We start from the raw sequence: 23,770 nt of genomic DNA, 5'->3' as shown, positions 1-23,770 counted from the left end.
CCCCTGTTTGTCTATCATACAAACTTAATAATATATCCCTTTTTTAAGTATTAACTATTCTAGTAGTCAGAATCGCTTTCTAAGCCTTGAATTATTTGAACGCCTGCACTCGCACCAATACGCGTTGCGCCAGCTTCAAGCATCTTGTTGAAATCTTCAAGATTTCTCACGCCACCAGAAGCTTTCACTTCTAAGTCATCTCCAACAGTATCTTTCATTAATTTCACGTCTTCTGGAGTTGCACCGCCACCAGCAAACCCTGTTGATGTTTTAACAAAGTTAGCACCTGCTGCTTTACTTAGTTCACTTGCTTTAACTATTTCTTCGTCTGTTAATAGACATGTTTCAATAATTACTTTAACTGTTTTACCGTTCGCAGCGCCAACAACACTTTCAATGTCTTTTTGTACGTCTTCATAACGTCCGTCTTTTAATGCACCAACATTGATAACCATATCAAGTTCAGAAGCACCATTTTTCACAGCATCTTCAACTTCAAACATTTTCGTTTCTGTAGTAGACGCGCCTAAAGGGAATCCAATTACAGTACAAACTAATACTTCTGTATCTTTAAGTTTTTCTGCTGCATATTTTACATGTGTAGGATTAAGACACACTGATTTAAAATTGAATTCTCTAGCTTCCTCGATAATTTTGTCGATTTGAGCTCTAGTCGACTCCGGTTTAAGTAATGTATGATCTATATATTTTGCGTAATTCATATTAAATCCTCCTAATTTTTGTTTACAATTAACATTCATTTCACTTATTATTATAAAGCAAAATTAAATAGATATCTTTATAAACACTCTCTTATTATCTATATTACAAAAATTCGCAATAATAATAAACAAATGTTATCTTTAAATTGATAAAAGAACATAAAGGAGAAGATGATTATGACAAAATCTACACCTCATATTCAACCCAATGGAACTAAAATTGCAAAAACAGTATTGATGCCGGGAGATCCGCTTCGTGCAAAATACATAGCTGACAACTATTTAGAAAACGTTGAACAATTCAACGAAGTTAGAAATATGTTTGGATATACTGGTACTTATAACGGGAAAGAAGTATCAGTAATGGGATCAGGCATGGGCGTACCTAGTATTGGAATTTATTCTTATGAGCTTTATAATTTCTTTGATGTTGAGACAATTATCCGTATTGGATCTTGTGGTGCATTACAAGAAAACGTTAACCTTTACGATATAATTATTGCTCAAGGTGCTTCTACAAACTCTAGTTATGTAGAGCAATATAATATTCCAGGTCATTACGCACCTTTAGCTGATTTTGATTTAGTTTTAAAAGCAAAACAAAAAGCGGATGAAATTGGGGCAACTACACATGTAGGAAACATATTATCATCTGATACATTCTATAATGCTGATCCAACGTTTAATGAAAGATGGCAACGTATGGGTATCTTAGGTATAGAAATGGAATCTGCTGCATTATATTTAAATGCAACTTACGCTGGTAAAAAAGCGTTAGGTATATTTACAGTGAGTGATCATATATTACGCGATGAAGCAACTACAGCTGAAGAACGTCAAAATTCTTTCACTCAAATGATGGAAGTCGCACTCGAAATGGCTGAGTAATTGATATTTCAAATCATTATTTAAATAAAACAGGTCCTTCAAAACAACGTATGTTTTGGAGGACCTGTTTTTTAATGAAAAATGGATAAGATATAGAAATTCCGAATAAATGGATTCACTGCGATAGTGATTATATTCATGGCCTTTTGTATAAGTGTCGTGATTTTTAAATAGAAAAAGAGCGAAGAAAAATCAAAATTTGATTTTTCTTCGCTCCTACAACGTTGACTGGTTATCAGACAGCTACTATGCAATCCTTCAAAGATAACAGATTGATGCTTATAATCTAAAATCAGGTTATTTTCGCACTAGCTTACCACTCACTCAATCAAAATATAATATTCATTCATATATGTTACTGAATTCTCTTATTTACCTAAATAAGATTTTAACATCCAGTTATGTTTATCTATATTTGTTTTCATACCGATGAACATGTCTTCTGTTACATCATCTTCAGCAGCTGAAGCAACTTCAATTGCTTCTTCTAATTGTTTTGTAATATTTTCAAAGTCTTTAGATAGTTCTTCTACCATTTCTTCAGCTTTATAGCCTTTACCAGCTTCATCAATGATTGCAAGGTCTAAACTTTCTTTTAATGTTGCAACTGGGTTTCCACCTGCTGCTAAAATACGTTCAGCTAAATCATCGATATATTGACTTGCTTCATCATACAATTCTTCAAATTTAGTGTGTAATGAGAAGAAATTAGGTCCTTTTACATACCAATGAAAATTGTGTAATTTAGTAAATGCTACTGTCCAGTTTGCCACTTGTTCATTTAATACTTTTACTACGTCTTTATTACTGTTTGCCATGCTAAAATCTCTCCTTTAAGTTTAATTATCATTACAAAATGACAACTCGAGTTCTTGATTACATTTATTATTATATAATAATCATTATAATCTGTAAAGTGTTTAACTTATCTAAATTAGAATTATTTTAATCTGTGTTGTCATTTCATAATCTTACTATATTATACCCAAATTAAGGGGGTTTAATCTAGTTCTTTTCTGTATGGCATCGCACCTTGAGCACCTAATCCAGTTACAGAAAAACTACCCGCTAAATTAGCAAAATCAACGGCTTCTTCTAAAGGTTTATTTTCAATTAGTGCAACAGCTAAAGCACCATTGAATGTGTCACCAGCACCTGTAGTATCAACGACTTTCTTTTTATATCCTTTGACAAGTTGTTGAGAATCATTGTAAAACATAGCACCTGCTGCTCCCTTAGTTACAATAAGCTTACGAGGATAAGCTTTCAGTGCTTCATCTACTCCGTTTTCAAATAGTAGTTCACTTTCTGATTCATTTGGTGTAATCCAAGTCACTTTATCTATAATTTCTTTGTCAATGTTACGATATGGTGCTGGGTTTAATATTACTTTCATATCATGTTTCACAGCATAATCTGTCACTTCTTTAATTGTATGTTCTGGTATTTCATGTTGCATCAAAATAATATCTCCTGCACCAAAGCGCTCGAGTTTTGGTAACACTTTTTCAGGCGTTACATGATTATTAGCAGCAGGCACAACGATGATTCGATTATCATCTTCAAACAGTGTAATATGCGCTGTTCCAGATGTTTCATTTTCAATTTTATCCATAAAAGTTGTATCTACATTGTTTTGTTCTAAGTTCTCAATAATCTGTTTACCATTTTCATCATCGCCTACAGCGCCTATCATATATACCTTATTACTCAAACGAGCTGCTGCAACAGCCTGATTAGCACCTTTGCCACCAGTAGTTGTAAAAAATGAATTACCCATAACTGTTTCACCTGCTTGTGGTAAAACGTCTGTTTTCACTACTAAATCAATTGATGAACTACCTATTACAACAATGTTCTCCATATTTGCTTCCTCCGTCTATTCAATCAATAAAAAATGATTGCTCATAAGCATTAGGCTGATGCCAATGCGTTTTCCACATTTTATCCCTATTATCAGCAAACAATTGATATCCTAAATCTCTAAGTGGTTTAGGCGTCAAATGTAGCAATATACCGATCCATTTATAATTTGTCAGTGTTGTGATTAGTGTAGTGATTGCATCAGATTTATATTCGAAATGATCCCCTTCTTGCAATATAACACTGTCATATTGTTTTGTTTCAGGATAATTTTCAAATAAATTTTGTGCTGTTTCTCCTTGTAATTCAGCAAATTGATAACGTCTTGACAAACCATTTTGTATTAGCCAAATTGCATAGTTATAGCAATATACACAATTGGCATCATAATATATTATTGGCATATACTTCACCCCTAACAGTAAAATATTATATTGTCACTTCATAAGAGAATGTGATTTCTCCACACTATTATTATATCCTAAAATTATAAAATTAAATCATTATATCACTCGTTATCCTATTTTATTGTCATTTATCCTCTAATTATAACCGCTGGGACGTTTTAAACTAAATCGGACTAACACTTTAAACTACAAAAATTTAAAAGAGCACCAATCCATTGATAAAATACAATGAATTGATGCTTCTATTTTAAGTATGGATATATCCATAGCTTATCTTATATTATTAACTTTAAATAAGTTATGACTTAGAATTAGTCTTGATTTACTTTCACGATTCTTGTATATTTCAAAAATTGTTCAGTATATTTTTGCTTAATTTCATTTAAGTCATCATATGTGATACCCACAATATGCCAATTTGGATTAAAATGATAAAATGAATCTTTTTTTCTAGACCATTTAACCATACTACCATCTCTATTATAGCGTGGTAATGTTATTTCATAACCTTCAAGCACATTGATATATGTTTGGAATATATCAGGATCAATACGATTAAAGTTATCTATAACAAGGTAGCTTTTATCTGTACGAGGCATAAGATTCGTTATAAACCCTTCTCTGTAGTACAGTGCACCTGTTTCATTTGGTAAATACTTCCCGTACAACATATCTTCAGAAAAGTCAGGATGACCAGAAGTTATCACTGGTTTCGCATTCGTTTTTTGTAATAAATCTTCAGCTGCCTTTAAGCCTTCTCCTTTATCAACTACGAGTAAAATAAACGGTTTTAAATCTTCAGTATGTTCATCAATCATCTGACCACTTTTAACAGCTTCAAACTGTGATTTCATACCATCATTTTTACTTATTTCACGAATCGCATCGAATTGTGTTTTTGACATGCTAGCAATAGCTTGCTTTGCGTTTTCTTGAAGATAATATAAATTTTTCAATTTAGGATGTTTGTTTAATGTACCCAATGAAACAGGGTCAATTTCCTTTTCAAAATAAACCTCAATTGCAGTACTGTTTGTTCTCCCAGGTATAGGTGATTTTTCATGTATATGCTTACTTACTTCTCCTACACCAATGACGGACTGATCTCTATTTTTATTATAAAAAATAAGTTGATCACCTATTTCAAGTTGCGTGTAAAAATGATAACCATTTCGTTTAATACCGTTATATGTGTGCGTATATATTGTATTGTATGATTTAGGTTCGAACTCTTGTTCTTCCGCTATAAAAAAGTATCGAGGAATTTTTGTTTCTCCTTTACCTAAACTAACAATTAACTCAAATTCTTCTTGTGTTATTTGATTAAATAAAGTTTCTTTCATATTTCTCATTCTAAATTCTAATTGTTCGCTTCTTTTCAAATAATCCGCAGTTAATGGTTTAAGCTGTTCTTGTAATTGAAAATGAACACGAATTTTATTTTGAGCACCTGTTTGTACACTTGTAATTTCACCCAAACCTAATAAACCAGTATCCATTTGTACTTGATAAAAGATAACACGGTCTCCTACTTTAGCTTGTTTAAATGATCGGAAACCTTGTGAAGGATTAAATTGTGCACCTGATTCAAATAATGTCGTCTGACCTACTAATAGTTCATTATGGTTCCAGCGATTATATCCGCAGTTCAACCAAAAATAACTTGTTTCCTCTGCCATTTAGATACTCCTTATCTCATATAAAAATTCTATCTAGCCTATTATATGCAAAAATTTCTTTCTGAACAAACATTACAATAAGTTTATCAACTTCATCGTAATTAAACTTGAAATAATGACGACAATCCATGTTACTAACCCAAGCATTACCGGTTTCATACCTGCTTGTTTAAATTGTTTAAAATCAACACTTAATCCAATGCCAGCCATCGCCATTGTAATTAAAAACAATGAAATTTGTTGGAATACATGTATCACTGTTGGTGAAAAATTAAAAACAGTGCTTATTAAAGATGCTACGATAAACCATACAATAAACCATGGAAATATTTTAGCAATAGATGTATCAGTTTGTTTCGCTTTTTCTTTACGTATCGTTCTATATGTAAAAAAGAGTACCACCGGTATAATCATTAAAGTACGCGTTAATTTTACAACTGCCCCTGTTTCTAAGGCTGTATTGCCATAGTTTGAAGTTGCAGCAATCACACTTGAAGTATCATTAATAGCTGTTCCTCCAAAATATCCAAATGCAGTTTGCCCCATATTTAATACGTGGCCTAATGGTGGAAATACAAATACTGCTATTAAATTAAATAAAAATATCGTAGAAATAGCGAATGCTACTTCACTTTCTTTCGCTTTAATTACTGGACTTGTTGCAGCAATTGCCGATCCACCACATATTGCTGTTCCAACCCCTATTAAAATACTTAGATGTTCATTAATTTTAAATATCTTCATTAACAAAAACACAATGATAAAGGCAGCAAGTAAAGTAATGATAATGATTGGTAACGATTTCCATCCAATTGCTCCAATAGATTGAAAGCTCAATGTAAACCCAAGCACGATAATGCTGTAATGCAAAATCTTTTTGCTACTATACTTGATACCAGCTTCATATTTTTTAGGAATTAAAATTATATTATTGATAATAATTCCTATAATAATAGCAAAAATTGCACCGCCAATGACTGGAAATTCACTTCCTAATATTGTTGCAACCATTGCAATTACCAAGGTCATCATGATACCCCGTACTTTTTGCACACTTGCCACCTCCCAATTTAGTTTCATTTTAGCATATTTCTTTTGACATAAAACTGTAAAAATAAATATTATATTTTGCAATATTTATTTAAATATTTTCAGCTAAATTCTCACAGCACACAAATAATTAATCTTAAGATACTTCGTAAAGTATATTTCAAATTGTTTTTGTTCTGTTTTTTTCATAAAATCACAAAAAAAGTATCTTCTACAATAATGTAAAGATACTAAACTTATTGGCTATTACGCTACGGCAAACGCAGCCATAATCGGCATGATGTTAATCATAACCCCGCCAAGCTTTAATAAACCGCTTATCTCTTTATTAGGAATTGTAATCAATGATGAAATTATCCCAATTACTCCTATCATTACTGGAAATGCCATAGAAGGAAAAATTGGTAATTTTAAAAATATGCCTGCACCTGCTAACATTCCACAAACTAATGAGATATACAAAAATTTATACATTTCAAAACACTCCATTTTTTCTATAAGTAACTAACTATTAGTTCGTAGTCTCCTTCAAATATTGTATCTAAGTCGTCTGAAGTTAGAATAAAGTTTTGTCCATGATTTAAATCATAAACTTCGCCATCAATAATCACTTGTCCCTCACCTTTAAGTACTGATACGAGAACAAACTCTCTTGGTTTCATATAATTTAGTGTACCTGAAATTTGCCATTTCACAATTGTGAAAAAATCATTAGATACGAGTTGTGTACGTTTGTGATTTTCAATGATTTCAGTATCTGTAGCAATATTGATATTTTCATTGGCTATTTCAATGACGTCTTTAGCTTTTCCTTGGTCAAGTTCACGTTTATGTCCTGAGTCATGTTCACGATCGAAATCATACACGCGATACGTTACATCTGAAGATTGCATCGTTTCATACACTAGAATACCTGCACCTATGGAATGGATTGTACCTGCAGGGATAAAATAAAATTCTCCTGGTTTAACTTTAACTTTATTAAATAAACCATTATACTCTCCGTCATTTAATTTATCTATGGCTAACTCTTTTGTTTCTGCAGAAAGCCCATAGATAATTTCTGAATCTTCTTTAGCATCGATTATGTACCAACATTCAGACTTTCCATATTGCCCGTTCTCTTTTTCATAAGCATACGCATCATCTGGATGAACATGTACTGACAATGCTTCCTTAGCATCAACAATTTTAGTCATTAACGGGAATTCTTTGCTTGGAAAATCACCAAACAATTCTCTGTGCTCATTCCAAACTTGATCTAAAGTTTGACCTTTGTATGGTCCATTTAATATCTCACATTTGCCATTTGGGTGCGCTGATATCCCCCATGCTTCTCCAATACAATCGCTTGGTAAATCATATCCTAATTCTTTTAATCTATTGCCACCCCATATTTTTTCATGGAAAATTGGTTTTAAAAATAATGGCATTAATCACACCTCCAAATTCTTAAGTTGCTTCATTCAAATTTTAAGTCTTTCTATATAAAATACTTTTAACGGAAATTTTTATGTATGGTTTTGTATTTTTTATTTGAGCTATAAAGATTGTATCATATAACGCTGCGCGTTATAAACGACTAGTTCAACGTTCAACGATACTAAAATCACTTGTTATTATATCAATTATTTATAAAGCATAATAGATTATTTTGTTTGACTCAATTACATTTTTCGTCATTTTAATGAACAATTATATTATTGTCGTAAATTTTTTTACAAAAATACTTGCCATTATAGACTTAAAAATATTATAATTACTATAGAGTCACAAAAACAGACTCTATCTGTTTTACATATAAGGTAATTAAAAGTTTATTATGATGTACTTGAAAAAGCTGATTACTTTTTCAAAAATATAAAATTTGCGATAAAGCCCAAACTTCCTTAGTTTGGGCTTTTATTATTGCTCAACAACCTAAAGTAAAAAATTTATGCCTTAAACTTAATAAAATCAAAAAAATAAAAGCACTTATTTCATTTTTTAAAATTGAAATAGGTGCTTTTTTCAATAAGACTGAAACATAAATACCTGTCGCAACCATACTGTTACATTGGCAGTAGCTGTCTAAATTGAAATTACGCTTATATTAATGCTTTTATTCCTATTTTTAAGTCCTCTTTGCCGACCTAACTTCACACTACAAAAGCTGTTTTAAAAATTAGATTGCTGACACACTCCCAGATGCTTTCCAAATATTATTGCTCTTTAAAATTAGCTAAAATTGTTTCTTTAACTTCTAATAAATGTGACTCCATGGCTTTAACTGCATTGGTAGCATTTTGTTCTACGATTGCATTATAAATAATCACATGTTCTTCATGTAGTTTATTCATTGTCTTTTGTTTGCTATAAATAAATATCTTTCTTGTTTCTTCCATTGAATCTTGCATTAATTCAGAAATGTTATTTAATAGCTCAACTAGCAATGAATTTTTGGCTGCCTTTGCAATTGAAAGATGAAATTGTAAATCTGCTTTTTCCCCAGATGTGCCATCGGTTACCGCTTCACCCATTTCATCCAATGCTTTCTTTAAACTCACTAAATCTGCTTCATTACGATGTATGGCAGCCTTTTCTACCGTAGCACTTTCTACGATTTCTCTTAACTCTAAAAGTTCTGTAATTTGATCTAACGATGTGAACTTATCACCTAATTCAAAAAAGGTTGGTTCTATTTGCTTAATAAATGTACCATACCCTTGTTTCATTTCTATAATTCCAATTGTTCTTAAAGCATTTAATGCTTCTCTCACTGATGCAACACTTACACCATACTGTTGACCAAGTTTTTGTATAGAAGGTAACTTATCACCCACTTGATACTCCCCTGATTTTATACTTTCTAACAGAATGTCAGCGATTTGTTCATAGATTTTCGTGTTTGAAATTTTCATAATTACCTCCAAACGATATCTATTATTGTATCAAATTTTTGCTATTTATTTATATTATAAGCTATATATTTCAAATAAAAAAAGAACCAATTTACACTTCTATGTAAATTGGCCCTCTAAAGTCCGCTCTAAAATCGATAATTACTTATTAAAATTTGATAAAGCGGTTGAAATTTCTTCATCGCCACTAACAATTTGGAACTCAGTATTTAAGTAGTCATCTTCAGTCAATACTTTTGTTAATACAGATGCTACATCTTCGCGAGGGATTGATCCTCTACCTTCAAAAAATGCACCTACTTCAATTTTATTCGTACCTGCATCATCTAATAAACCGCCCGGATGTACAATTGTATAACCTACATCTGCTTGTTTAAGATATTCATCAGCATAGTGTTTCGCAATTGTATATGGTTTTAAACCTCCACTTGCTTCGAATGACTCTCTTCTAGAATCATAAGTTGAAACCATCACATATTGTTTTACGTTATTGGCTTCACTTGCTTTAATTGATTTAATTGCGCCATCTAAATCCACACTGATTGTTTTATCTGCACCTGTGTTACCACCAGATCCAACAGAAAAGACAACTTTGTCGAATCCTTTAACCTTTTCAGTCAATGTTTTGATATCATCCGTTTCTACATCTATTAAAGTTGCATCTATGCCTTTATCTTTTAACGCGTCTACTTGTTCTTGCTTTCTTACAGCAGCTGTAAAGCTTTCACCACGTTCTTTTAATTGATTTACTAGATGTTGGCCAACGCCACCATTTGCTCCAATTACTAATATACTCATAAATTATTGCCTCCTTAAAGGTAGTTGCTACTTAAAAGTCTACCACTTCTGTGGGATTTTAAAACTAAAGTGAATTATACTTTGACAATAAAGCCTCCTTATATTAATATATGAATAAATGTTCATATATTAATATAAGGAGGCTTTACGTAATGAATGAATCTTTAGATTCACAAACAATTGATAACGTGACTGAAATTTTCAAAGCATTAAGTGAAGGCAATCGTTTACGTATTATGCACTTATTATCACATGGCGAAAATAGTGTCGGTCATATTGCTCACAAATTAGAGATGAGCCAATCAAATGTTTCTCATCAATTGCGTGTACTGAAACAAGCTCATTTAGTGAAAGCTAAACGTGATGGTCAATCTATGATATATGCCATAGATGATACGCATGTTACTACCCTATTAAAACAAGCGATACATCACGCAACACATCAACAATAAGGAAGGTGGCGTTTGACATGTCTGAATCTGAACACCATGGACACAATCATGCACATGGTCATGTGCACACAAATAACAAAAAAATATTACTTATTAGTTTTCTAATTATTGGAACCTTTATGATTGTTGAGATTATTGGCGGCTTTGTTTCTAATAGTTTGGCATTACTTTCTGATGGTCTACACATGTTTAGTGATACAATTTCTTTAGGTGTAGCGCTACTTGCTTTTATTTATGCTGAAAGACATGCTAATAAACATAAAACATTTGGTTATAAAAGATTTGAAATATTGGCTGCATTATTTAATGGAGTCACATTATTCGTTATAGGCATTATTATTATTGTTGAAGCTATTGGTCGTTTCTTTGATCCTCAAGAAGTTCAATCCACAGAAATGTTTATAATTAGTGTTACCGGACTAATAGTTAATATTATAGTTGCTTATTTAATGTTTAAGGGCGGAGACACATCACACAATATTAATATGCGTGGCGCATTTCTTCATGTAATCGGAGACTTATTAGGTTCAGTAGGTGCAATTATAGCTGCTGTGCTTATCTGGAATTTCAACTTAACAATCGCCGATCCAATTGCCAGTATCATTGTATCTGTACTTATTATTAAAAGTAGCTGGGGCATAACAAAATCTTCTCTCAATATCTTGATGGAAGGTACGCCAAGTGATGTTAATATGAATCAAGTCTTTTCTATGATTACGGAAGAAGAAAAAATTAAAAATATACATGATTGTCATGTTTGGACAATTTCCAACGAAATGAATGCTTTAAGTTGTCATGCTGTAGTGCCAAATACGATGACTATTGAAGAAGGTGAAGTGCTCTTAAACAGATTAGAACATAAATTAGAACACTTAAATATTCAACATATGACCATACAGCTAGAAACAACTGATCATCTACATGATAATAATCTTTTATGTTCTGCAATTTATTCAAAACAAACAACACATCATTCACACTCACATTAAAAAAAGTGATTTTCCAAACAAAATTGGAAAATCACTTTTCATTTATGAAACCTTATATTTTTAATAGACCGTTGATAATTTAAATAAACTTATCAAAGATTAGATCTTTTGCTGGTACTTGTTTTTCAGTAAAGCCTCTTATAAATTCTTCATTATCATACGGAACTTTAATACGTTCACATGAGAATTCATTTTCATCAATTGTTATAATGCCATATACTGCATAAGCACCATTATTAAGTCCTACAGAACCAGGGTTAAAATATACAGTAGATTTGTCATCATAAAAATGCACTGTATGATTATGTCCAAAAACGATTAAATCAGCATTCTTGTCTTCAAATAATGCTTTAACGTTTTCTTCACTTGGCTCAACAATTGGACTATAAGGTTGTCCATCAATAGGTGTACTTAATTTCTCATTGGCAATTTCATAATGAATAAACAATACTTTTTTATTATTAAAAGTCTTCTCAATTACACGTGGTAATTCATCTAATTTGTCATAATAGTCTTCATCTAAATGACTTTCAATCCATTGATGATGTTCATAGAATTTATCCTTTAAGTCTTCTGGATAAGGAGTATCATTTACGATCGACATAACCGCTTCATCATGATTACCTGCAATGATTTCCATATCATCTCTATCGAAAATTTCATCAAGCACTTTATTTGTTTCATGCCCTACTCCGATATTATCGCCTAGATTAAATATTTTATTGATTCCTTCTCTTCTATCAATATCATCCAAAACGGTTTCCAATGCATCAAAGTTTCCATGTACATCAGTAATAATTGCAAATTTCATGATGATATCTCCTTTCAACTTTTTCTCATTAGGATATTCTAACATTTTATAGCCAATTTGTTACCTATTAATTTTAAAATCTTCAATTTTTTGATATCGTATTGTTATCACTAAAAAGGAGTGCTTAAAATTTGTTTAAATATCATAAACTAGCTTTGCAAAATGTAAAACCCCAAAATGCTAAAACAATACTGTTTTCAATTGTAAGTTTTATCATATTATTTGCTTTAACAATTTTATCGTTTATACCAGTTCAACCTGCAATTTATAAATTCGCAATGTCGATGGCAATGCAACAACCAATCGGTGGTTCAATATTTATGTTGATACTAACAATTCTGATTCCACTATTGATTTTTGTATTAATCGGTTACCCATTAATAGTTGGAACTATATACACTATAGACAAAGCATTAAATAAAGACAAGGTTAAATTAAAAGATTTATTCTCAGTCTTTAAAAAAGGTAAATATCTTAAAAGTTTAAAATTAGCTTTATTCACTTTATTATTCATTCTAATTTTATTCGCGCTCAATTTACTCGTATCTAAAGTACTTAATTTAGGTATCATGCAATTATTCACTGCACTACAAGGTCCATTAAGTAGTTCTGATCATGCACTTGGTCTTTCACTAACTTTCCAAATTATTGCAGCAACAATTACCGTCTTTATTCAATCATTTATTTATTGGTTCTTTGCTATTGTAATTATTAACTTTACTGTAGCATTTGTTAAAGATCCTAGTGTTGGTGCTTGGGCAGCTGTTAAACGTGGATTCAAGGGCGTTAAAAATGGTAAGAAAACTTGGTTTAAATTCTACCTTGGTATATTACTATTAAACTTAATCGTAATTATCCTTGCAAATCCTGTTAGTCAATTAATTTCAATTTCAACAGGCGGTATTTCACAAACTGTCGCAATGATTCTAATTTACATTATATCTATTATCGTTATTATTGTAAGATTAGCCATTTACTATATGAATATATTAGCGATTATTCAATATTATAACCGTAATGGTGAAAGTATAGATAAAGCTGAAATAAAAAAAGATAAAAAGAACTCTAAAAAACAATCAAACAATGATTCAAAAATAGAAAACAGTGTAAATAATACTACTGAAAAAACGAAGTCTAATCTAAGTGATAAAAGTGACAATATACAAGAAAATGCAAAAGATAACTTAAACGATAAAAGTAATAATATTCAAGATACTACAAAAGATAAAGCTTCAGATTTAAAAGATCAAATTAACAAAACAGATAAATAATATATATCAGAAACACGAATTGCCAATGTAGCATTTTAAATGTCTACATTGGCAATTTTTATATTTCGATACATTTATACCGCTTATTTATCCATCGAGTTTTAAACCCCTATTATGTGCATTCTATCTATATCGTGTATTATAAAGTTCTTGAACATATTAAAAAAATGATAGATAATCTTTTTCAAGAGAACCTATCAGTTTTATGTTTATTATTTTATGAAATGTTCTTTTAGATATGCTGCTGCACCATTTTCTTCATTCGTTAAAGATGTTACATCTTTTGCTAAAGCCTGAATTTCAGGTCTCGCATTTCTCATAGCAACAGTATAATGTCCAAATTCAAACATTGCTCTATCATTATCACTATCACCAATGACTAAAGTTTCTTCCTGATTAATACCAAAGTGTTCAATCATCTCTTTAATACCTGTGCCTTTGTCTGTATTAAACGCCATAGTCTCTGCATTAAAGCGTGATGAATTTGATACACTGATTTGTAATGCTGCACTATCTTCGATTAATTGATTACGGAAATTAGTGATTTTCTCATATTCAGGTGAGAATAAATAAATTTTTGAAAATGACGTATCAGGAATAGTATCTTCCCAATCTACTTTGCCTTTTAAAGACTCTCTTCTAGAAGTCCATTCACTTTCTCCTACTTTGCCCGGTGGTGTTGCTGGTTCAAATAATGCCTTCGCCCATGCTTCATCTTCTTTAAGCACGACACGGTCACTGCCAAATGGGAAGATTTCATAATATATTGCTTCTTGTTTTGCACGTTTAATAACTTCACTTACTGTATTATATGAAAGACCATGTTTAAAAATAGTCTCTTTTTCCACTACACCTAACGTTCCATTCGAACTTATAATGCCATCTACTTCAAAAGTTTCGGGCACCAAATAATGAATTTCGTCATGTGCTCTACCAGTTGCTAAGAACACTTTATAACCAAGGTTTCTTAATTGTTGAATCACTTCAGTTGTTTCCGTATCTACCCGGTTATCTTTATGTAAAATCGTACCATCCATATCTAAAAATATTGCTCTCACATTATCCATCTAAGTAATCCTCCATCACATGTTATCGTATTAAATTATGGCATTATATTTCCTTTTCCGCAACGCGTTATCGTCTTAAAAATAGTGAGTAGCGTTGATTTTGATAAACCACACTCACATCTCTATTGAAAAAATTACTTAAAGTGTCACTATTTAATACAGACTGTAGTTCTCCTTGCTTATAACATGTACCATCCTTCAATAAAAAGCCGCGTTGAATATTTTGTGTAATTTCTTCAACAAAATGTGTTACATAAATCACCGCAAGTTTTGGATTTTGTTTATATAATTTATCAAGTGCACTGAGCAAATCTTCGCGTGCTATAAAGTCTAATCCTGAAGCAGGTTCATCTAAAATCATTAATTTAGGATCACCCATTAATGCTCTAGCAATCAATACTTTTTGTCTTTCACCCGTTGATAAATAGCCATAATATTGATTTTCAAATTGACGCATACCCATTTGCTCTAAATATCGCTTAGCCATTTCAATATGACTCGCTTTCACTTCTTTATAAACGCCTATTGATTTAAAAATACCACTGATGACTACATCTAATACAATTTCGCCATCTTGAAATCGATTCATTAAACTGCTTGAAACAAACCCTATTTGATCACGTACATTATCTGCAGAATAACCTTTGTTCCCTGGCTGCATACCAAACAATGATAGCGTCCCTGATGTATGTGGTTCATAAGCATTTAAGATGTTGAGTAATGTTGTTTTACCTGCACCATTTAAGCCGTATAACATCCATTTTTCGCCTTCACTTATTTGCCAACTCACATTTTCAATTATTTCTTTTCCTTGTTTTCTTCTTGCAACATTTTTCAACTCAACAAGCATGAAATCACCCCTATTCTTTACACTTCAACTTATTTTAAACACTTACTTAAATTATTTTATGATTGTGCGTCTCTAAATATTTTTTCCAAAGTTTTGCCTTTAGCTAGTTCATCAATCATTTTATCTAAGTATCTAATTTCTTTCATAATTGACGGCTCCATATTTTCAACTCGAATACCACATATGACACCTGTAATTTTAGTTCTATTAGGATTTAACTCTGGTGCTTGTAAAATAAATGTTTCATAATCCGTTCCGTCATCAATAAGTTTATCTATTTGTGTTTGCGTATATCCTGTCATCCAACAAATAATTTCATCTACTTCAGCTTTAGTTCTTGCTTTCTTTTCAACTTTTTTAATCAGATGCGGGTATACAGAGCCGAAAGCCATCGTATATATTTTCGGTTTCGTCATTTTAAAAATCCTCTCTTAGTTTCTCTTAACAATTTTTATAATAATCTTAGCATAATAGAACAATTTATAATTTGAAAATAATATGAATACTATATACCTTTCAAAATCAAAAATAAAAGGCGGGTGTGCAAAAGCAACCAGCCTTTTATGAAAGTAATGCATATACAGTAATAAACTTTTCTTTAATTATCAACAGTATGTCAGTATAGAATTAAACTTATATCATTTATTTAATATTTCAATAAAAAAGTGAAATATTATTCACCTACGACCCCATCATTATCTCGATCGTCCATATGCGCATATAACCAATGATCACTATTTATTGGCATGCTGAACCCTGCAGCTTCAGCTTCTGCAATTGTCACTTGTCCATTACCATCAGAATCAACGTCCGCAACTGTCTCATCATCCCCTGTTGAAGTTGCTGGCTCAGACTCTGGCTCCTTATTACCAGTTAACCCAAGTGACTCATTTAGTTCATCAGGGTTCACATTATCAAATGAATCTGTTACTTCATTTCCATTTATAGTATAAGTATATTGATAGCTAGAAGGAATTTGTGTTTCGGTATCGGGATAAGTTATATTAGCTTCAAAATTAGTAGCTCCGCCCGCTTCTCGGATAGTCTTTTCGAGATAAGCTTGATCACCATGTCGGTTTAGCGTACTATCTTGTGGAGTAATATTATAAGCATTCGACACACCACCAAGTGAGTCAGCAATAATGTGTCCTTCGTCTAATTCATCACTTTCAACACCAGGTACCTTTGCCTCATCAGCATAATATCTACCTGACGATAACACATCCTCTGTCTCATCATCTTGTATTTTAATTTCATCTGCAATAACTCGTGTCAATTGCCCGTGTTCGTTAGTGAACGCCCAATATTTTCGATCACCATAACCGATATCTACAACGACGTTCGCGTCACGGTTCCCAGACATATCACCACCATCGACTTCAATTTTTTCATAGCCTGGAAACGTATCATCACTAGCTTCAGTTGTCGTTTCACCTTCTACTTGAGGTTCCTCTGATTTGTTTTCATTCTTTACCTTGGTAGTTGTTTCTTCTTTTTCATTTTTTAAATCTGTGACTACCTTTGCATCCGTATCTTTATCGGCAGAAGATGTATCTTCTCCGTTGGCACAACCAACAATAAAAACAGTCATTAAAAGTAAAACTAAATATTTTATTTTCTTCATTTTAGTACGCTCCTATTATGTTACTTGTTAATCATTCAAAACCCTCAAAATTATAATCTCGGACATTATAGTACTTACAACTTTTATGTATTTTTGTATGATATTATTTATTTCCTATTATACAGGAGTAACATTACTTTTGTTTTAGTTATGCAACAATTATTTATAATTATTTTATGCCTAATTTTTTTGAGTAAAATCAATGTATTTCACTAAATTTAATACATAATAAAAAGGCTGAATCACCAATGGATTCAGCCTTTTGTTATATAAACAATAAGTTATAATTTAATCTTTATTTATTCTACTGTAACTGATTTTGCTAAGTTACGTGGTTTGTCTACGTCTAAATCTCTGTGTAGTGATGCGTAATAAGAAATGAGTTGCATCGTTACTACAGAAACTAATGGTGTTAATAGTTCATGTACTTTTGGAATTACGTAAGTATCGCCTTCTTTGTTTAGACTGTCCATTGAAATGATACATGGGTTTGCACCACGCGCTGCAACTTCTTTCACGTTACCGCGGATTGATAAGTTAACTTTTTCTTGTGTTGCTAATGCAATCACAGGTGTGCCTTCTTCAATTAACGCAATCGTACCATGTTTTAACTCTCCACCAGCAAATCCTTCTGCTTGGATATATGAAATCTCTTTAAGTTTTAAAGCACCTTCTAGACTCACATTATAGTCTACTGTACGACCGATAAAGAATGCATTACGAGTAGTTCTTAAGAAATCTGTTGCAATTTGTTCCATAACATCAGCGTCATCTACAATCGCTTCGATTGCAGTTGTTACCTTAGCTAATTCACGTAATAAACTTACATCTACTTCTTTACCACGTTCTCTCGCTACGATTTTTGCAAAAATAGAAAGTACTGCAATTTGCGCTGTGTATGCTTTTGTTGAAGCAACAGCTATTTCCGGGCCTGCATGTAATAGTAATGTATGGTTAGATTCACGTGATAACGTTGATCCTGCAACATTCGTAACCGTTAACGATTTGTGACCTAATCTGTTCATTTCAACTAATACCGCACGACTGTCTGCTGTTTCACCCGATTGTGAAATATAAATAAATAATGGTTTTTCAGAAAGTAATGGCGTGTTATACACAAATTCTGAAGAAACATGAACTTCAGTAGGAATACCAGCCCATTTTTCGATAAATTCTTTACCTACTAAACCAGCATGATAACTTGTACCTGCAGCAATAATATAAATACGATCCGCTGCTGCAACATCTTTGATAATGTCTTCATCCATTTTCAAGTTACCTTCTTCATCTTGGTATTCTTGAATAATACGACGCATTACTGCTGGTTGTTCATGAATTTCTTTTAGCATGTAGTGGTCATAAACACCTTTTTCAGTATCAGCTGCATCAATTTGTGCTGTATAAGCTTCTCTTTCTTGAACAGTGCCATCTTGATCTTTAATAATAACTTCATCACGTTTAACGATAACAATTTCATGATCGTGAATTTCTTTATATTGGTTCGTAACTTGTAACATAGCCATAGCATCAGATGCAATCACATTGAAATCATCGCCTACGCCAATTAATAATGGTGATTTATTTTTAGCTACATAAATTTTATCTTTATCTTCACTATCGATTAAACCAAGTGCGTAAGAACCCTCTAATAAAGAAACTACTTTTGTAAATGCAGCTTCAGTAGCAAGGCCTGTATTTGAGAAATATTCTACTAATTGTACAATCACTTCTGTATCTGTTTCTGAGATAAATGAAATATCTTTTAAGTATGCGTTTTTAAGTTCTTCATAATTTTCAATTACACCGTTATGCACAAGTGTAAATCGTTCTGATGTTGATTGATGCGGATGTGAGTTTTCATGATTCGGCACACCATGTGTCGCCCAACGTGTATGTCCGATACCTACATTACCATCAGTATCATCACTATCTGCAACTTTTCTAAGCTCAGCAATGCGTCCTTTAGATTTAAATACTGAATTACCTTTGTCATTCACTACTGCAACACCGGCAGAGTCATAACCTCTGTATTCTAATTTTTCTAAACCTTTTAATAACAATTCTTTGGCATTATCATGCCCAATATATCCAACAATTCCACACATTTAATTTTCCTCCAATGTAATGGCGATGGGCAACGAACGTTCAGCGTGTACGAACCTGTTCAATTGCTTATAAGCCATCATAGACGGACTGGTGCCTTTGTTTATTTAAAAGCGAATCCATGTCTAAGATAGGCATATTAGTCCCATACACCTTATAATATTATTTTTATTTTATTTTTGGCTATCTTATTAACTTTGTGCACTAGGTTGCCCTAATGTTTTCCTTAATAAGTTCACGAATGAGCCACATCCGGGATAGCATCCGCCGATGGTTCGATAACTATCCTCCTCGTCTACAAGTACTGATATCATGTCTATTAAGATTTCTGTTATAAACCTTAAATATTTAACATTTATCACTTCACTTGCACAGGCGCTATAATTGAACTAAATGATTTAACTGTCCTCCTTTCCCTCAATAATTCTTATTGTACAATGTAAACAATGTTTATTGCAAATCATTTATTAACATTATTTTTACAACCACTTAAAATTTTATTTATATGTTGTCACACTACGTAATTTTCTTTCTTTTTTGTATTAGATAACTGTCGTAAAGTTGTCAAAAACTCTATGACAAAATTGAAATTACTTTAAGTTGTTTATTAATGTAAACAGCCATACAATGAACTTATAAATAAAAACAGAAAAAGAGGTGCAATTTATGTCACAAACAGAGACTAAAGAAAACAAAGGTATTGGGCGCAAAGTCCAGGCATTTGGCTCGTTTCTTAGTAGTATGATCATGCCAAACATTGGTGCATTTATCGCATGGGGTTTTATCGCTGCTATTTTCATTGATGGTGGTTGGTGGCCGAATAAAGAGTTAAGTGAATTATCTGGACCAATGATTTCATACTTGATTCCATTACTTATTGCTTATAGTGGTGGACGTTTAATTCATGAAATGCGCGGCGGTATTATTGCTGCTGTAGCAACAATGGGGGTTATCGTTGCTTTACCAGATACACCAATGTTACTTGGTGCAATGATTATGGGACCTCTCGTTGGTTGGTTAATGAAAAAAACTGACGAATTTATTCAACCGAGAACACCACAAGGCTTTGAAATGTTATTCAATAACTTCTCTGCTGGTATTTTAGGTTTTATAATGACTATCCTAGGTTTCAAACTTTTAGCACCAATTATGGAATTCATTATGTACATCCTTTCATTAGCAGTTGAAACGTTAGTACATGCTCATTTACTTCCATTAGTAAGTATTATAGTAGAACCTGCAAAAATCGTATTTTTAAATAATGCGATCAACCATGGCGTGTTTACGCCTCTTGGTGCCGATCAGGCAGCTTCTGCTGGTCAATCCATTTTATATACAATTGAATCTAACCCTGGACCTGGTTTAGGTATTTTAGTTGCTTATATGATTTTTGGTACTGGAACTGCAAGAGCAACATCTTACGGTGCTGGTATTATCCACTTCTTAGGTGGTATTCATGAAATTTACTTCCCTTACGTATTAATGCGTCCGTTACTATTCGTAGCTGTAATTTTAGGTGGTATGACAGGCGTTGCTACTTATTCACTATTTGACTTTGGATTCAAGAGCCCAGCTTCACCTGGCTCCTTTATCGTTTATGTTCTGAACGCACCTAAAGGTGAATTTTTACACATGCTTATCGGTGTAGTACTCGCAGCCTTAGTTTCGTTCATCGTTGCTGCCATCATCTTGAAGTTCACAAAAGAACCTGATGAAGACCTAGAAGCTGCAACGGAAAAAATGGAATCTACTAAAGGTAAAAAATCAAGTGTATCTTCTAAACTAACAGGGAATAAAGATAATAATACTGTTGGAACGACTGGTGCTGGTGCTAGTGCTGCAGCTACATCTGCAGATACTGAAAGTAGTGAAGCACAATCTGAAGAAGACTTATTAGATAATTATGATACAGAAAATGTACATGCGCATGATTATAGTAAAGTAAACCATGCTATATTCGCTTGTGATGCTGGTATGGGCTCAAGTGCTATGGGAGCAAGTATGTTACGTAATAAATTTAAAAAAGCAGGTATCCAAGATGTGGATGTTTCAAATACCGCAATCAATCAATTATCTGAGGACGCACAACTTGTTATTACACAGAAAAAACTTACTGATAGAGCAATTAAACAAGCACCTAATGCAATTCATATTTCAGTAGACAATTTCTTAAATTCACCTAGATATGATGAATTACTTGAAAATCTTAAGCAAGACGAAAATTAATTAAAAATTATATAGAATAATACTGGAGGGTATGACTATGTTTTTGAGTACACGTGAAAAAGAAATTATCGAAATGTTAATTAAGTATCACGGTCAATATGTCACGATTTATGACATTGCTCAACATCTAGCTGTATCCTCTCGTACTATTCATAGAGAGTTAAAATCCATTGAGTCATTCATAAATACGTTTAATATTAAATTAGAACGTGTGACTAAAAAAGGAATACAACTCGATGCAGATGAGCATGCAATGACCTCACTGAAAAATGTACTGTCACAACAAAATACAATCGATTTATCTCAAGAAGAACAAAAAGTTATTATTTTATATGCTTTGATTCAAGCTAAAGAACCTATCAAGCAATATGGCTTAGCACATGAAATTGGTGTATCTACACAGACGTTAACCAAACTTTTGGATGAATTAGACATTGAACTTGATCAATATCAATTAAAATTACAGAAAAAACGCGGCGAAGGTATTCATTTAAGTGGCGCTGAATCAAAAAAACGTGAATTATTAAGTCAACTTATGGTCAATAATTTAAATAGTACGAGTGTCTATTCAGTAATTGAAAATCATTTTGTCTATCAATCCATTAACCAATCTCAACTGGCGATGGTAGATATGGATAAAATTTTCCAAGTAGAACGCATACTTATGGATCATTTAGATCAACTCCCCTATTCATTGACTGAATCTAGTTACCTCACATTGACTGTGCATATTGTATTAAGTATCGATCGCATGCTTAATGGTGAATACGTTGCGCTAAATAATGATATCTATAATAATGTTAAAGATTCATTTGAACACAAAGTAGCTGCTGCACTCGCCTTACATTTAGAACATATTTATGGCGTGCAGTTCAATCAAGCAGAAGTAACCTTTATTACAATTCATTTGCGTGGTGCGAAACGTAAGGAATCCGTTGAAGTGTTTAAAGATAATAAGGATGAAGCTCGTATCGATCAACTTATTCACTCTGTTGCTAAATATTCACAACAAGACTTTAAAGATTGGGATACACTGAGTGAAGGTTTGAAATTGCACCTTATTCCTGCAATTAATCGATTGAACGCAAATATTGAGACATATAATCCATTAACAGAAATGATTAAACATAAATACCCTAGACTTTTTGAAAGTGTACATCGAGGTTTATCACATATTTGGCCAGATTTTAATTTTCCAGATAGTGAAATTGCATTTATTGTGTTGCATTTTGGTGGTGCTATTCAAAATCAAGGAAGTCCATTTTATAGCGTCTTAGTTGTTTGTAGTAGCGGTATTGGCACAAGTCGCTTACTAGCTACACGATTACAGCAAACATTCAGTGAGATTCAAAAAACGACACAAGCTTCAGTTGGAGATTTAAATGAATTAGATCCAACACAATTTGATGCGATTATCACAACCGTAGATTTAGACATTACAACACCTTATATCACTGTAAATCCATTACTGCCTGATTCAGATATTAATCATGTTGCTGCGTTTCTAAACATGCAAAAAGACTTACAACCCAGCGACACATTAGATTATACACATCAAAATATACCAGATCCTGAAGCTAAACTATCTTATATCAGAAAAGGTTTAGAACTTATTGATTCAGTATATATTGATTATATAAGCGTTTCTAATTGGACTAACTATTTAACTGAAACATTATTATCTCACCAAATTATTACAGATGGTCAGTCATTCGCTGAACTCATTAAGCATCATATGGACACTCAAGGATTTGTCTTGGAACCATATCCGATAGCCATACCTCATTTAAAGAATGAAATAATTCAAAAGCCTTTTATTTTAATTACGATTTTAAATGAGTCTATCATGCTTAAAAGTAATCAAAATGACGATTTATCAGTAAATTATTTATTAAATATGTTTGTACCGCATGATGATACGATGTCACAACTTGTCAGTGACATATCAGGAAAAATGGTTGAACATTTAGACAATATTGATGAATTTATGCAACATCCAGAACAATTGTTAGATATTTTAAAGCAGAGTTATCTTATACAATTACAAAATCTATTAAACTTGGAGTGAAG

22 protein-coding genes are annotated in these 23,770 nt (G+C 32.3%); 6 read left to right on the top strand and 16 right to left on the bottom strand.

What is annotated here, in order from left to right; genetic code table 11:
• Nucleotides 1–59: 59 nt before the first annotated feature.
• Nucleotides 60–722 (bottom strand): deoxyribose-phosphate aldolase, encoded by a 663-nt coding sequence (deoC, locus tag MHB47_RS04145; protein ID WP_021339794.1) that lies wholly within the window; start codon nucleotides 720–722, stop codon nucleotides 60–62.
• 177 nt (nucleotides 723–899) lie between these two features.
• Between deoC and deoD the strand changes: the two genes are divergently transcribed.
• Nucleotides 900–1,610, top strand: a complete 711-nt coding sequence (gene deoD / locus MHB47_RS04140) for a purine-nucleoside phosphorylase (protein ID WP_002507045.1) — start codon at nucleotides 900–902, stop codon at nucleotides 1,608–1,610.
• Between the two features lie 368 nt (nucleotides 1,611–1,978).
• Here deoD and MHB47_RS04135 read toward each other — a convergent pair whose 3' ends face one another.
• The 9 genes from MHB47_RS04135 to MHB47_RS04095 form a co-directional block, all read right to left on the bottom strand.
• Nucleotides 1,979–2,428, bottom strand: coding sequence for a Dps family protein (locus MHB47_RS04135; RefSeq protein ID WP_002507044.1), 450 nt, complete (start codon nucleotides 2,426–2,428; stop codon nucleotides 1,979–1,981).
• Nucleotides 2,429–2,610: 182 nt separating this feature from the next.
• A complete protein-coding gene (gene rbsK / locus MHB47_RS04130; RefSeq protein WP_340755304.1) occupies nucleotides 2,611–3,474 on the bottom strand; it encodes a ribokinase in 864 nt (287 codons plus the stop codon).
• A gap of 19 nt (nucleotides 3,475–3,493) precedes the next feature.
• Nucleotides 3,494–3,877, bottom strand: a complete 384-nt coding sequence (locus MHB47_RS04125; protein ID WP_021339796.1) for a thiol-disulfide oxidoreductase DCC family protein — start codon at nucleotides 3,875–3,877, stop codon at nucleotides 3,494–3,496.
• 314 nt (nucleotides 3,878–4,191) lie between these two features.
• Nucleotides 4,192–5,559 (bottom strand): EVE domain-containing protein, encoded by a 1,368-nt coding sequence (locus tag MHB47_RS04120; protein ID WP_340755302.1) that lies wholly within the window; start codon nucleotides 5,557–5,559, stop codon nucleotides 4,192–4,194.
• A gap of 72 nt (nucleotides 5,560–5,631) precedes the next feature.
• Nucleotides 5,632–6,612, bottom strand: a complete 981-nt coding sequence (locus MHB47_RS04115; protein WP_340755300.1) for a YeiH family protein — start codon at nucleotides 6,610–6,612, stop codon at nucleotides 5,632–5,634.
• Nucleotides 6,613–6,855: 243 nt separating this feature from the next.
• Nucleotides 6,856–7,083: a hypothetical protein gene (locus MHB47_RS04110; RefSeq protein ID WP_002507039.1), complete on the bottom strand. Its 228-nt coding sequence runs from the start codon at nucleotides 7,081–7,083 to the stop codon at nucleotides 6,856–6,858.
• 20 nt (nucleotides 7,084–7,103) lie between these two features.
• Nucleotides 7,104–8,042 (bottom strand): mannose-6-phosphate isomerase, class I, encoded by a 939-nt coding sequence (manA, locus tag MHB47_RS04105; RefSeq protein WP_340755298.1) that lies wholly within the window; start codon nucleotides 8,040–8,042, stop codon nucleotides 7,104–7,106.
• 768 nt (nucleotides 8,043–8,810) lie between these two features.
• Nucleotides 8,811–9,509 carry a FadR/GntR family transcriptional regulator gene (locus MHB47_RS04100; protein ID WP_277583581.1) on the bottom strand — a complete coding sequence of 233 codons (699 nt, stop codon included), beginning with the start codon at nucleotides 9,507–9,509 and terminating at the stop codon, nucleotides 8,811–8,813.
• Nucleotides 9,510–9,650: 141 nt separating this feature from the next.
• Nucleotides 9,651–10,307, bottom strand: coding sequence for an NAD(P)-binding oxidoreductase (locus tag MHB47_RS04095; protein ID WP_002507034.1), 657 nt, complete (start codon nucleotides 10,305–10,307; stop codon nucleotides 9,651–9,653).
• A gap of 152 nt (nucleotides 10,308–10,459) precedes the next feature.
• On the opposite strand from MHB47_RS04095, the gene MHB47_RS04090 reads away from it, so the two are divergent.
• On the top strand, nucleotides 10,460–10,759 hold the full coding sequence (locus MHB47_RS04090; protein ID WP_340755292.1) for an ArsR/SmtB family transcription factor: 300 nt from the start codon (nucleotides 10,460–10,462) through the stop codon (nucleotides 10,757–10,759).
• Between the two features lie 17 nt (nucleotides 10,760–10,776).
• Complete coding sequence (gene czrB, locus MHB47_RS04085; protein WP_340755290.1) at nucleotides 10,777–11,748, top strand: CDF family zinc efflux transporter CzrB; 972 nt, start codon at nucleotides 10,777–10,779, stop codon at nucleotides 11,746–11,748.
• A 79-nt stretch (nucleotides 11,749–11,827) separates the two neighbouring features.
• Here czrB and MHB47_RS04080 read toward each other — a convergent pair whose 3' ends face one another.
• Nucleotides 11,828–12,559, bottom strand: a complete 732-nt coding sequence (locus MHB47_RS04080; RefSeq protein WP_002507031.1) for a metallophosphoesterase family protein — start codon at nucleotides 12,557–12,559, stop codon at nucleotides 11,828–11,830.
• Nucleotides 12,560–12,690: 131 nt separating this feature from the next.
• On the opposite strand from MHB47_RS04080, the gene MHB47_RS04075 reads away from it, so the two are divergent.
• Nucleotides 12,691–13,830 carry a hypothetical protein gene (locus MHB47_RS04075; protein WP_340755288.1) on the top strand — a complete coding sequence of 380 codons (1,140 nt, stop codon included), beginning with the start codon at nucleotides 12,691–12,693 and terminating at the stop codon, nucleotides 13,828–13,830.
• 212 nt (nucleotides 13,831–14,042) lie between these two features.
• Here the strand turns inward: MHB47_RS04075 and MHB47_RS04070 are convergent, their stop codons facing one another.
• The 5 genes from MHB47_RS04070 to glmS all read right to left on the bottom strand — a co-directional run bounded on the left by MHB47_RS04070 (nucleotide 14,043) and on the right by glmS (nucleotide 19,476).
• Complete coding sequence (locus MHB47_RS04070) at nucleotides 14,043–14,897, bottom strand: HAD family hydrolase (RefSeq protein WP_002507029.1); 855 nt, start codon at nucleotides 14,895–14,897, stop codon at nucleotides 14,043–14,045.
• Between the two features lie 67 nt (nucleotides 14,898–14,964).
• Nucleotides 14,965–15,747, bottom strand: a complete 783-nt coding sequence (locus MHB47_RS04065) for an ABC transporter ATP-binding protein (protein ID WP_340755286.1) — start codon at nucleotides 15,745–15,747, stop codon at nucleotides 14,965–14,967.
• A 56-nt stretch (nucleotides 15,748–15,803) separates the two neighbouring features.
• Nucleotides 15,804–16,163 carry a DUF2200 domain-containing protein gene (locus MHB47_RS04060; RefSeq protein WP_340755283.1) on the bottom strand — a complete coding sequence of 120 codons (360 nt, stop codon included), beginning with the start codon at nucleotides 16,161–16,163 and terminating at the stop codon, nucleotides 15,804–15,806.
• A 257-nt stretch (nucleotides 16,164–16,420) separates the two neighbouring features.
• Nucleotides 16,421–17,371: a DNA/RNA non-specific endonuclease gene (locus tag MHB47_RS04055; RefSeq protein WP_340755281.1), complete on the bottom strand. Its 951-nt coding sequence runs from the start codon at nucleotides 17,369–17,371 to the stop codon at nucleotides 16,421–16,423.
• A 299-nt stretch (nucleotides 17,372–17,670) separates the two neighbouring features.
• Complete coding sequence (gene glmS, locus MHB47_RS04050) at nucleotides 17,671–19,476, bottom strand: glutamine--fructose-6-phosphate transaminase (isomerizing) (protein ID WP_340755279.1); 1,806 nt, start codon at nucleotides 19,474–19,476, stop codon at nucleotides 17,671–17,673.
• Between the two features lie 664 nt (nucleotides 19,477–20,140).
• Between glmS and MHB47_RS04045 the strand changes: the two genes are divergently transcribed.
• Nucleotides 20,141–21,700 carry a PTS mannitol transporter subunit IICB gene (locus MHB47_RS04045; protein WP_340755277.1) on the top strand — a complete coding sequence of 520 codons (1,560 nt, stop codon included), beginning with the start codon at nucleotides 20,141–20,143 and terminating at the stop codon, nucleotides 21,698–21,700.
• Between the two features lie 37 nt (nucleotides 21,701–21,737).
• A complete protein-coding gene (locus MHB47_RS04040) occupies nucleotides 21,738–23,768 on the top strand; it encodes a BglG family transcription antiterminator (RefSeq protein WP_340755275.1) in 2,031 nt (676 codons plus the stop codon).
• Nucleotides 23,769–23,770 lie beyond the last annotated feature (2 nt).

Source organism: Staphylococcus sp. FSL K6-3157 (genome assembly GCF_038005145.1).
Classification (GTDB): Bacteria; Bacillota; Bacilli; order Staphylococcales; family Staphylococcaceae; genus Staphylococcus; species Staphylococcus equorum.
This window is presented reverse-complemented; position numbering and strand designations above follow the sequence as displayed.